The organism is Bradyrhizobium sp. USDA3010 (genome assembly GCF_056429065.1).
This window is the reverse complement of sequence record NZ_JBWJZD010000028.1, coordinates 1-11868: the sequence shown is the minus strand read 5'-3', so window position 1 is coordinate 11868 and position 11868 is coordinate 1. Positions and strand designations below refer to the sequence as shown.

Here is an 11868-nt window from a genome sequence, read left to right as displayed (position 1 = left end):
GAAGCCAATTGCATGTGCATCGGCCTCAATCGGAAGCCTGTCCTCGCATCTCTTGCAGGATCTCGGGCCGGCAGACCACGATCTGGGATCGCTTGGTCACGACGATCCCCTTCTCATGCATGCGCTTCAGGCTGATCGTGACCCACTGCCGGGTGGCGCCGACCATGTGGGCGATGTCGGCATGGGTGAACGCCGCCGCGATCACGGTGCCGTCGGCGTCCTCGACGCCATAGAGCTGGACGAGGTGCAGCAGCAGATGGGCCAGACGCTGGGTGACCGAGCGTGTTCCCAGCATCTGGGCCAGCGCCGAGTAGCATTTGCCCTTGAACGTCAGGCCTTCGATCAGGCCGATGGCGAGATTTGGAAGCTCCGCGGCCAGCGAGCGCAGCTCCTTGCCGGGCAGGTGCACGACGCAGCAATTGCTCGACGCAATACCGGACCATTGATGAAAGGTGCCCTCGAAGACTTCCGGTCCGCCGACGAAATTGCCGACATGCCAGTAGGCGAGCGTGATCTCGCGCCCTTGGGGCGAGGTGTAGAAGACGCGAATCCGGCCGCTTTCGATCAGCCAGATGCCGTCATGCTTGCCGCCCTGGCTGAACAGGGTCTGGCCGCGATTGAGAACCTTGCGACGGCCCTGCTTGAGCACCAGCTCGCGCTCGCGTGGCGTGAGCTTCTCCATCAGCGGCGGGGGCCCGCCGATCCATCGCTGGTTCTCGGTGAGCAGCAGCGAGGAACTGCCGGCAGGCCGGATTGTTGCGGGAACGGTCCCGCGAACCGCATTGGCCGCCTGCAGTAACATCGAGCTGCCTCCGGATTGTCCAGACCGTTCTAAACATGAGCAATGTCCGTGCCAGAGCGGGTTGGCAAGTGGGGGGCAGGTGGGACCCGACGTCTGCGTCGTCTTGAGATTGCACCAGGCGCGCCGGCCCGGAAAATTCATCGCTGAGATCAGGGGATTTATAGAACAGCGGCTTGCCGAGCGGCGCCCGGGATAGAACACGAGATCTGCTCGTGTCCCGCCAGGCTCAGCAGATAAATCTTTGGATAGATTCCGCGGTTGTGCCCGTCGGAGAACGCGATGTTGAGCCCGTAGCCCAAATCGCCGATCTCGGTGATCGCGATGCCGGGAAACCGTTCAGGAAACCGTCCGTCGAAGCGGGCGCGCGTGCAGTGGGCGCATTTGCAGGTGAGCCGGAGCTGCTCGGCGGTAAGCCTCACTTCATTGTTTTGCGCGGTGCGCAGCACGAGTGTCGCGAGATCGGCGCTGGGCTCGTAGTCGATCACGGTCGGCGCTACCAATGCAGTCACGGTCATGACGGTTCTCCACCCCGTTTCCTGACACTGCAACGACGGGCGCGATAGCAACTAATTGCCGGATCGGATGCAAAGCCGTGGGCTCGCTGACGCTGATCGCCTGCTTGCAAATCACTGCTTGCAAAATATGAAACTAATCGACCGAAGACAGCAGATCGCGATTGCCGGATTTGCGTCTCTTCCAGACCTTGCTTGCATCGCGCATGCAAGGAGAGACGAACGATGAGCGCTTTTCAGAAGGAAACGGTCCTCTCGGTCAGGCACTGGACCGATTCCCTGTTCAGCTTCACCGCCACGCGCGATCCCGGCTTTCGCTTCCAGAACGGGCAGTTCGCGATGATCGGGCTCGAGGTCGATGGCCGGCCCCTGATGCGTGCCTATAGCCTGGCGAGCGCCAATCACGAGGAGGCGCTGGAGTTCTTCAGCATCAAGGTGCCCGACGGTCCTTTGACCTCGCGGCTGCAGAAGATCAGGGAAGGCGACATCATCCTGGTCGGCCGCAAGGCGACGGGCACGCTGATCACTGGCAATCTGATCCCGGGCAGGCGGCTGCTGCTGTTGTCGACCGGCACCGGGCTGGCGCCGTTCGCCAGCCTGATCAAGGACCCCGACGTCTACGAGAGCTACGAGACCATCGTGCTCGCCCATGGATGCCGCCAGGTTTCGGAACTGGCCTATGGCGAGCAACTGGTCGAGAGCCTGCGTGACCACGAATTCCTCGGACCGCTGATCAAGGACAAGCTGGTCTACTACCCGACCGTCACCCGCGAGCCGTTCAGGAACCGTGGTCGCATCACCGACCTGATCGCCTCCGGTCAGCTGTTCGACGAGATCGGGCAGCCCGCGCTCGATCTCGAGACCGACCGCATCATGCTTTGCGGCAGTCCCGCGATGCTCGACGAACTCCACACGATGTTCACCGCGCGCGGCTTCGCCGAGGGCAATCACAGCCAGCCCGGCCATTTCGTGATCGAGAAGGCCTTCGTTGAACGATAGCGGCGGAAATTGTCCGACGGCGACAACTAATTGCTATCGCCGCCGGACCACCTGAACAAATCTCACGTCGAGGCGCCGGTTGCGCCGGCGAACCAGGAGCAAGCGATGGCACTAGATCAGATCGTCGACGGACTTTCGGAGGTTTCCTGCGACGTGCTGGTGATCGGCGGCGGCACGGCCGGCCCGATGGCGGCGCTCAAGGCCAAGCTCAGGAATCCGAAGGCGGATGTCGTGCTGCTCGAAAAAGCCAATGTCAAGCGTTCCGGCGCGATCTCGATGGGGATGGACGGGCTCAACAATGCGGTCATTCCGGGTTACGCGACGCCCGAGCAGTACACCAAGGAGATCACGATCGCCAATGATGGCATCGTCGATCAGAAGGCGGTCTATAAATACGCCCAGAACTGCTACAAGATCGTCGAGGAGCTCGATAGTTTCGGCATCCGCTTCCTGAAGAACGAGAACGGCGACTTCGCGGTCAAGAAGGTGCACCATATCGGCACCTATGTTCTTCCGATGCCGAATGGCGAGACGGTCAAGAAGGCGCTGTATCGCCAGCTTCGCCGCGCCCGTATCCTGATCTCGAACCGCTACATGGCGACGCGGCTGCTGAAATCCGCCGACGGACGCGTGGCGGGCGCGATCAGCGTCAACACCCGCACCGCCGAGATATTGGTGATCAAGGCCAAGGCTGTGATCTTGTGCATGGGAGCGGCCGGCCGACTCGGACTTCCGACCTCGGGCTATATGTTCGGCACTTACGAGAATGCCGCCAATTCCGGCGATGGCTATGCGATGGCCTATCACGCCGGTGCTGCGCTCGCGAACCTCGAATGCTACCAGATCAATCCGCTGATCAAGGACTACAACGGCCCGGCCTGCGCCTATGTCGCCGGACCCTTCGGCGCTTTTACCGCGAACAACCAGGGCTCGCGCTTCATCGAATGCGACTACTGGTCGGGCCAGATGATGCTCGAATTCTACAACGAGCTGCTTTCGGGCAAAGGCCCGGTCTTTCTCCAGCTCAAGCACCTGCATGAGAAAACGATCGAGGAGATCGAATCGACCTTGCACAAGGTGGAGCGGCCGACGCGCGGGCTGTTCCAGCAGGGGCGAGGGGTCGACTACCGTCAGGAATCGATCGAGATGCACATCTCCGAGATAGGCCTTTGCTCGGGTCACAGCGCCTCAGGCGTTTTCGTCGATGACCACGCGCGCACCACGGTGCCGGGCCTTTACGCCGCGGGCGACATGGCGAGCGTGCCGCACAATTACATGTTGGGCGCCTTCACCAACGGCTCAGTCGCCGGCACGGACGCGATGGAATTCGCCGACAGTCATGATTTCGCTGATTTCGACGCCGCGGACGTCGCCATGGAGCGTGAGCGTGTGCTGGCGCCGACCACGCGCGAGGACGGTATTCCGCCGAACCAGATTGAATACAAGACGCGCCGCCTGGTGAACGATTATCTGCAGCCGCCGAAGGTCACGCGCAAATACGAACTTGGCATGCGTCGGCTCGCTGAGGTCCGCGAGGACATGACGCAGCGAATGATCGCGCGCAACGCGCATGAACTGCTCCGCGCGCTCGAAGTGCAGTCGATCATGGATTGCGCCGACATGGCAGCGTACGCCTCGCTGTTCCGCGAGGAGAGCCGTTGGGGCCTCTACCACTGGCGCACGGATTTCCCGGAGAAGGACAACGAGAACTGGTTCTGCCACACGCTGCTGTCCAAACAGGATGGCAGGATGACGAGTGCGAAGCGCGCCGTGGAGCCCTACATCGTGCCGATCGCGGACGACGAGAAGGATCTCTACGACAAGCAGCGCGTCCGCGCCAGCGTGTGAACAGACCGACCGCAATACAACAGGAGATTGGACGATGCCACTCGCTTCCCATCAGACGTCGGTCCCCGTGGTGGTCGACGACGCCAAATGCATCGCGGACAAGGGCTGCACGGTGTGTGTCGACGTCTGTCCGCTGGACGTTCTGCGCATCAGCGATATGACGGGCAAGGCTTACATGGCCTATGACGAGTGCTGGTACTGCATGCCCTGCGAGGCGGATTGCCCGACTGGCGCTGTGACCGTCAATATTCCCTACCTGTTGAGGTGAGCATGTCGAGCCCGTTCGAATCCTACGACGATCTCGAGGACGCCGACGAGCGGCTGCAGGCGGCGGACCCTGCGGAACGTCGCGTCGCCATCATTGCACTTGGCCATTCGGGCGATCCGGCCGCGGTCGGCCATCTTGCCAGGATGGTGCCAGATCCTGATGCCGGCGTGCGGCAGCAGGTCGCGATGGCGCTGGGAGAGTTCGACGGGCCGGAGGCGGCGGATGCGCTGGCAGGATTACTGGTCGACCCCGAGAGCATTGTCGCGGCGGCCGCGGCGGACAGCATGACCGAGTTCAAGGACCCGGCCTGTGCGGATGTCATCCTGCCGCTGGTCAAACATGCCCACGCCTTCGTCCGCATGGGGGCGTTGCGGGCGCTGAAGGAGCTGCGGCGCAAGGATACGCTGAAGCCGGCGCTGGAGGCCCTGCGGGACCAGGACGCGGCGGTGCGCGTGCAGGCGATCGGAGTGATAGGCTTCCTCAAGCTCGAGGAATCGATTCCGGCGCTGACGGCGCTGATCCACGATCCCGACGCGCATGTGCGACGCGCCGCGGTGAGCGCGCTGGCGTTTTCGCAGATGAAACCCGCAGCCGAAACGATCAGGCGTGCGCTCCAGGACGGCGACTGGATGGTGCGCGAGATGGCGGCCGAGACGCTGGGGCTCAATGTCAACGGCGCGTTGGCGGCGGATCAATTGATCGGGTTGCTCGCGGACGAGTTTTGGCAAGTGCGGCTCAAGGCCGTCCGCAGCCTCGGCAAGATGAAGATCGAGCTGGCCGTGCGCCCGATCGGGAATTGTGTCAATCACGCGCAGGCGAATCTGCGCAAGGAAGCGGCCGCCGCGCTCGGTGAGATCGCTCATCCCGACGGCGAGGCGTTCCTGGCGGTCATTGCGGACGACCAGGATCCCGATGTGCGAAAGAACGCGCGCTGGGCGCTGCAACAGATCGCGGCGAAAAAGGCGAAGGCGAAATCGTAGGTCAGAAAACCTGCTCCGCGAATTGGTCGGATCGTCGCGAACCCGACGACGGCACGTTCACAAGCAAAACCCATCGCCTTGGAGCGGCGCAGGGCCGGCAATGCAAACGCGCTCCTTCCGCAGTCCGGAGCTATGCCACGTCGGCGAGCCGGCACGGTTGGCTTGTCGGACGTACTCCCTCTTCATTCTGAATCGCCGTGTAACCTAATGCTGGAAGGTGAGCCAGCTTTGGCACGTTTTCTTGATGAGGTGCGGTCATTTGTTGCCTCCGATATCAAGCGCTAATTGAATTGGGCTGGGTATGGCAGGCCCGGTTTTTGCCCGCAGAAACGGCCCGCGTTGTCCCTTCCCGTCTGCTCTTTGCCTTCACGACACGTTGAGCGTCGTGGCATTTCGGTCATGAACCGAGCGCCGCGGAAAGCCGATGGGCGGTGTATGTGCAGAGGGCGACGCTACGGCAACCTTGCAAGGCCCAAGCTGACAAGGTTTGGTGGTGTTGCGCCGAGGTCCGCATCGGGCCGAAGCCGCCGACAATCGATGGGCAGAGCATGTCCGCTCTGCCCAGGTGAGTCAGACATCCACTTGCAACCGTGCGGTCGACTGATGATCGGGAGGATGTGAGGCAGGTAGTAGGCGCGGCCTACCTCATGGGAGCCTGCCCGGGCATTCATCATAGAGCCCACACGCCCGCTCATTGCCAGCGAACGAAGTGGTCGTAGTAGGTCGTGTACGGACCGCAGTTGTCCGGCAGGTCGTCCCAGATCGCAAGACCCAGAAGATGCCATTGAGGACACGATGATCGTTCGGTAGCATCGGCTTGATGGCTGCCACTCTCCGTCAGTAGCGCATCGTTCGTCCCTAAGGGCTTGGATCACGGCAAGACTGTTCGGCTCAACATGGCCGCCAAGGAGCGGGTCGGGCGCTGTGCACCTGAAGCGGGCTTATGCTCATGCTGAGCTTTGTCGTTCATGACCCCGTCAGACATCGTCGATTCTCCGAAAGATGATTCATCAGAACGCCTTTCAAGTGTGGCGTTTGGAAGGTTACAATGCCGAATTATGTCCTTTGGGGGTGCCATGAGGTCGCGCCGTTTCAGGAAATTTATACACGGCGCGACAGCAGTATGGCCGCGCGCCGCACAAACGGGCGGTCGGTTACCGTACGATGCAGCCGGAGACGCGGTTCAAAAAGAACAAGATTTCCCATTAATTATCGCAAACATGCCCGCAACCGCAGAGCAAAAGGCGATTGCCGTCGGCGTCGCGGTCCTCTTGTTCGTTGCGGCGGCGGTTATCGCACCGTTCGCGAGCATGCAGTTGGGCCGGATGGATGCCTTCATTCCAGTTTTGCAGACAGCCTTGACCATCATCGATTTTATCACGGCAACTCTTCTGTTCGCTCAATATTCCATCCAGCCGCACGCCGCTCTTCTCGCGCTCGCAAGCGGTTACATTTTCAGCGGTTCGTTCGCATTCCTACAGACGTTGGCCTTTCCGGGCGGGTACGCCCCCGCTGGTCTGATTGGTGATGGGCCTAACAGTCCAGCTTGGATTTACGTGCTTTGGCACACGACGTTTCCGGCAGCCATTATTGTCTATGCGCTCTCCAAGGATGCCAAGGGAGCCGCCAGATCGGACAGAGCGGTAATAGCAGCCATTGCAATCACCATTGCTTGCGTACTTGCGGTGATAACGGGACTGACTTGGATCGTGACGACAAAAGCCGAATATCTCCCGAGCTTCTATACCGACGTCAGATTTCAGACACCCCTTGGCAATCAGGCCAACGTGGCGCTTTTGCTATGGGGTTTTACCGCGCTCACTGTGCTGCTATTTCGCAGGCGCACTATCCTCGATCTATGGTTGATGCTGACTTTGCTTGCGTACTCGCCAAATTTCTTGGTGGCGATCATCGGCAGTTCGGTGCGATTTTCCATCGGTTGGTACGCGGCCCGCTGCTTTGTTCTGATCGGCAGTTGCATGTTGCTGGGCGTTTTGCTCGTCGAGACAATGTTTCTCTATTCACGGCTTGCCAGCGCCATCACTTTGCAGCGACGCGAACGCACCAACAGGCTTTTAAGCGTGGCGACTGTCACAGGCGCTATCGCCCATGAGTTGAGAACGCCATTGGGAGCCATCGCGCTGAATGCAAGTACGGCCCTCAACCAATTACGGTCGAGTCCTCCCAAGCTAGAAGATATCCAAGACATCTTAATGGACATAGAGGGTGACAGCCATCGCGCGAATGCAATGATTTCGAGCATCCGCGCGATGACAACCAAGACGATTCATCGAAGCGCTCTGACTAGCGCTGAGGATGCGGGGCAGCTCGCACTAAGATTGTTGAAACACGATCTTCAACTCAACGAAATATCCGTCACCACGGAGCTTCAAGGCAACCTTCCCGAGGTGCAGATGGATGGTATGGAACTCCAGCAAGTACTCTTGAACCTCGTCAGAAATGCTATCGATGCGATGTCCTCCACGCCCCCTGAAGCACGACGGCTGCGGCTTAAGACCAGTTTCGACGGTCAATCGACAGTATTGATTTCAGTACGAGACTCCGGACCTGGAATTCCGGCCGAGGCGCGAGCGCGCATATTCGATCCGTTCTTTACGACGAAACCTGGTGGTATGGGATTGGGGCTCGCCATCTCTTCTACCTTGGTTGCAAACCACGGAGGCAAACTGAGGCTGATCAATTCCGACACCGACGGCACCACTTTTGAGCTTGCAATACCGGTCGGCGCGCAGCGCTCGGCCGCGTCGATGAGTTGATCGAATCAACCTCACGCGCTTCCGGTTTTAGCCTTTTCCGAAGTGGTGGCTCTACCCCTGGGATGCCCGCTGAGGAAGATCGGAAATTTGCGGGTTGGGCTTGATATAGATCAATAACGCACCGAGGAATTTGGGTCGGGGTAGAAAAACACCAGGGGCGGCTCAGTTTTGTGGCCAAAAGCTAATCAGGGGGAGAAAAGGATGAAAGGGCTAACGGTACTCGGCGCTGCTCTCGGTGCAGCGATGTTGTGTTTGACTCCCGCTTCGCTTCACTGGTCCCCTGCAGGGACTGTCGTTATCTCCGTAGACAAAGCTGACGCTCGTGTCGGTCGCCCGCTCACACCTGGCAGTGTTGCGGGGGTTCATAGGAGAGTGCATCGACGCGCGTACTACGGAGCTGCGGTAGGTGCGGCCGCCGTCGGAGCAGCAGCCACTGGAGCTTACTATCACGGCCGACGCTGCGGTTATCATCCATATCCGCCATGTTGAAGACCGCCAGAACCCGCGCGGTAAAGAGGACGGACAAAGGTTGAGTCCGTTAATGGACAAACGTGGTTCGAGCAAGATTCTAGCAGCACGGCAACGCTTGGTGCTTTGTCGCCTCGTGATCGACATCATGAGGAGTTTGCACGGAGCCTAAGCCCCGGCGAGTGAGCCATTCGGTGGCCGGTTGGAGACGTTCTTTATCGGGGTGTGCATAGCTCTTGGTCAGTTTGAGCAAAAACCATTCTCTGTCGCCGAGATCGCAGCCTATATGCGCGTGCCCCGAACGACCGTCGCACGGAGGCTGGAGCGGCTGCAAAGCTGGGGCCTCATTCAGCGTCAAGGGCGCCGCTATTACGTAGATGATGGCGCGCTCAATTCTCTTTTTGGACTGCGAAGCTACCAGCAAATACGCCGATTGCTTGACAAAGCTGCCGGCGAACTGACCGTTTTGGACACTTTGCCGGATTGACGATGGCGCGCGAAAGTCGAATACCGATTGCGCGGGATTACTCGGCGCGAGCGCTCGAACCCGCCTCCCAGGACTATTTACACCTATCGACTCAACCGCGTATCCGGGGCTGCCGATGCTGTTTGCGCATGCTTTTGACAGTCCCAACCTGCTCGGCTGGATTCGTCGCTTCCGAAAACGTCCAATTCGGGTCTACGGCTCCGCATTGGGGTTGGTCGCTGCAGCGACTTTGGTCAGGCTGGCTCTCCACCAAGAGCTGTCCAACGCATCCCCATTCACGGCCTACAGTCTCCCTGTACTCTGCATAGCTCTCCCTGGTGGCTTCTACCCCGGAATGGCGACGTTGGCAGCGTCCTTGGCAACCGGCTCAATTCTGTTTCTCCCGCCCGCTTTCAGCCTTACTCTCGCCGAGGGCGCTGAATGGCCGCTACTCATGTTCGCCGCAGTCGGCGGCATTCAGGTAATTCTGGTTTCGGGATTGATCGCTGCAATTCTGTTGCACGACGGCCATCAGCAATTTCTCTTCGGAGAGCTGCGTCATAGGTCTCGGAACCTGTTTGTGGTCCTACAGGGGATCGTTTCTCGAACATTGATGGAAAGCCAAACGCTCGCGGACGCAAAGCAGGCACTGGAAATGCGGCTGGACTCGTTGGCACGCACTCACGCGATGCTCGCCGACAGCGGGTGGATAGGAGCGCCGCTCGATCAAATCGTTTCGGAAGAGCTGATCAGCTTTGCCAAGCAAGTTAGCTGTACCGGCTGCAGCCTGCCCCTCAACACACCAGCAGCTCAAAACTTTGCGCTCATCATCCACGAGCTGGCAACAAACGCTGTGAAGCATGGAGCGCTTTCGCGACCGGAAGGACGAATCACGATCAAAGGATGCACTCAATCATGCGAGGGACGTGATCTATTCGAATTTATTTGGACCGAAAGCGGAGGACCTACGGTGGACTGCCCTAAGCGCAAGGGATTCGGAAGTTCAATTCTGAACGGAATGGCGAAGCGGTTTGCCGAGATCGCTGAAGTAACCTATCGCCCGGAAGGACTTGTGTACGAACTTCAGGTCGGTCTTAGCTCCATTCGAGTATCTCTTGCGATGAAATCCGCTCTGCAGGGCGCAGTGGAATCATTGAGTTCGGCACCTGCCGCGTCTGGCAATAGTAGCGCGACAACAATATGAAAGAACCATCAGACGAAAAACTAACACGCAAGAAGCCCAAACTTGTCCTTGTGGTTGACGATGACGCCGCAATGCTACGGAGCGTAGCTCGTCTGCTGCGACAGCTCGGCTACACCAGCTTGCTGTTTTCCTCGGCGGAGGCGTTCGAGAACCACCGCGATTTCGGCGGGGCGGTTTGCGTCCTTCTTGACATCAACTTGGGTAATGCTTCAGGCATCGAAGTGAGGCTCCGTCTTAAGGCGTCTGGCAACTCTGTGCCGGTCATCTATATGACGGGGAACGATACTCCTGCCGTTCGCGAGGCCGCGCATCAATCCGGGTGTCTCGCCTACCTCACAAAGCCGTTCTCGGCGGGGTCGTTGATGGAGTCGCTCAAGATAGCCTCGGTTACTTGATGCTACCCAAACAATTGATCGCCGCTTCATTTAGCGACGAGCGCGGCCAATTGCTTCAGCTCAGCAACGTTATCCAAATTGCCGGGATAGCGCAGCGGAGCACGGCGCAGGCTTTCGAGAGCCATGTCTGGACCGCGACGTTGCTTGGCTCGACCGCGCCTTTTTTGCGGCTTGGGAACAGATCCTCCGCCACGCAACTTGCGTGTCGTCGCCAAGCGGTGGGGTTCGGCGCGTTACTGGTTGGTTTCTAAGAGGCGCGCCGTTACTAACAACTCTCTTGAGCAGCTCCATCAGCTCCCTGGGCTGCTGGACGCGCTGTCCAAGACGCCGACGCGTTCGGCAAGAGAAACGAGTTCTGCTAAGGATTTGACTTGCATTTTTTCCATCACCCTGTGGCGGTGGGCCTTCATCGTGCGCTCAGTTCCGCCTATCGCGCGGGCGATCCCCTTGTTGGTGTTGCCGCGAATGACAAGGTCGAAGACCTGGCGTTCGCGTGGTGTCAATGTCCTGATGCGGGCGCGAACGGCATCCAGTTTTTGCTGCAGGTCACGCGTCGCCTCATGAGCTGCGAAGGCTCGTTCAATTGAGCGAAGAAGCTCGTCGGGTGTAACAGGTTTAACCAGAAAATCATCCGCACCGGCCTTAATGGCAGTCACTGTGGTCGGAATGTCGGGATGGCCGGTGAGGAATATGATCGGCAATGTCGAGCCGAGTTCGCTCAAGCGCCCTTGTAATTCCGGACCACTTATTTCCGGCATTCGCACGTCGAGGAGGATACAGCCAAACGCGTCGGGCAAGTGGTCCAGCAGCTGATGAGCTGAAGCATAAGCCGCCACCTCGTAACCGGCATACTTTAAGCGGCGTTCCAGCGCTGTCCGGAACGACAGGTCGTCATCCACAATATGCACCGTCCGCCGCACTGTGAGTTTCCTTCGACGAGATGCCTTTCATCTTATCAAGGAACTACTGTCCGAGGTAATCTTTTTGTGAGATCGCACGAGGGACGCTTCTACTTCGGACGTTAAACGTCGGCTCTTGGGGGTTTAGCAGAAGCCTCTTTTAGAGCATTGCCAGTTCTGTGACCCGCAACATTGCCAAATGGTCAACGGCTGCGCAGATGGCGATGCTGACCCACAAGCCGTGAGACCC

Annotated in this window: 11 protein-coding genes and 1 pseudogene; 8 read left to right on the top strand and 4 right to left on the bottom strand. The window is 59.3% G+C overall.

Features of this window, described 5'->3' with window-relative positions; genetic code table 11:
- Positions 1-25: 25 nt before the first annotated feature.
- Together AC066Y_RS31780 and AC066Y_RS31775 are read right to left on the bottom strand one after the other, a co-directional pair.
- The gene (locus AC066Y_RS31780; protein WP_478277316.1) at positions 26-802 is read right to left on the bottom strand and encodes a Crp/Fnr family transcriptional regulator; all 777 of its coding nucleotides are present in this window, start codon (positions 800-802) and stop codon (positions 26-28) included.
- Positions 803-960: 158 nt separating this feature from the next.
- Positions 961-1317, bottom strand: a complete 357-nt coding sequence (locus AC066Y_RS31775) for a gamma-butyrobetaine hydroxylase-like domain-containing protein (RefSeq protein WP_478277315.1) — start codon at positions 1315-1317, stop codon at positions 961-963.
- Between the two features lie 222 nt (positions 1318-1539).
- Between AC066Y_RS31775 and AC066Y_RS31770 the strand changes: the two genes are divergently transcribed.
- The 4 genes from AC066Y_RS31770 (at position 1540) to AC066Y_RS31755 (ending at position 5409) form a co-directional block, all read left to right on the top strand.
- Positions 1540-2313, top strand: coding sequence for a ferredoxin--NADP reductase (locus AC066Y_RS31770; RefSeq protein ID WP_478277314.1), 774 nt, complete (start codon positions 1540-1542; stop codon positions 2311-2313).
- A gap of 105 nt (positions 2314-2418) precedes the next feature.
- Positions 2419-4161 (top strand): fumarate reductase/succinate dehydrogenase flavoprotein subunit, encoded by a 1743-nt coding sequence (locus tag AC066Y_RS31765; protein WP_478277313.1) that lies wholly within the window; start codon positions 2419-2421, stop codon positions 4159-4161.
- A gap of 34 nt (positions 4162-4195) precedes the next feature.
- Positions 4196-4429, top strand: a complete 234-nt coding sequence (locus AC066Y_RS31760; protein ID WP_092226673.1) for a 4Fe-4S dicluster domain-containing protein — start codon at positions 4196-4198, stop codon at positions 4427-4429.
- A gap of 2 nt (positions 4430-4431) precedes the next feature.
- Positions 4432-5409, top strand: a complete 978-nt coding sequence (locus AC066Y_RS31755) for a HEAT repeat domain-containing protein (RefSeq protein WP_478277312.1) — start codon at positions 4432-4434, stop codon at positions 5407-5409.
- A 694-nt stretch (positions 5410-6103) separates the two neighbouring features.
- Here the strand turns inward: AC066Y_RS31755 and AC066Y_RS31750 are convergent.
- Positions 6104-6281: pseudogene (locus tag AC066Y_RS31750) on the bottom strand (transposase); the annotation flags it as partial.
- A gap of 96 nt (positions 6282-6377) precedes the next feature.
- Here AC066Y_RS31750 and AC066Y_RS31745 point away from each other — a divergent pair.
- From AC066Y_RS31745 to AC066Y_RS31730, 4 genes are all read left to right on the top strand, one after another.
- Positions 6378-8186: an MASE4 domain-containing protein gene (locus tag AC066Y_RS31745; RefSeq protein ID WP_478277311.1), complete on the top strand. Its 1809-nt coding sequence runs from the start codon at positions 6378-6380 to the stop codon at positions 8184-8186.
- 670 nt (positions 8187-8856) lie between these two features.
- The gene (locus AC066Y_RS31740) at positions 8857-9141 is read left to right on the top strand and encodes a MarR family transcriptional regulator (RefSeq protein ID WP_478277310.1); all 285 of its coding nucleotides are present in this window, start codon (positions 8857-8859) and stop codon (positions 9139-9141) included.
- A 115-nt stretch (positions 9142-9256) separates the two neighbouring features.
- Positions 9257-10324 (top strand): HWE histidine kinase domain-containing protein, encoded by a 1068-nt coding sequence (locus AC066Y_RS31735; RefSeq protein ID WP_478277309.1) that lies wholly within the window; start codon positions 9257-9259, stop codon positions 10322-10324.
- On the top strand, positions 10321-10719 hold the full coding sequence (locus tag AC066Y_RS31730) for a response regulator transcription factor (protein ID WP_478277308.1): 399 nt from the start codon (positions 10321-10323) through the stop codon (positions 10717-10719). The genes AC066Y_RS31735 and AC066Y_RS31730 overlap by 4 nt, the downstream gene beginning before the upstream one ends.
- 290 nt (positions 10720-11009) lie before the next feature.
- Here AC066Y_RS31730 and AC066Y_RS31725 read toward each other — a convergent pair whose 3' ends face one another.
- Positions 11010-11639, bottom strand: coding sequence for a response regulator transcription factor (locus tag AC066Y_RS31725; RefSeq protein WP_478277307.1), 630 nt, complete (start codon positions 11637-11639; stop codon positions 11010-11012).
- Between the last annotated feature and the right edge of the window lie 229 nt (positions 11640-11868).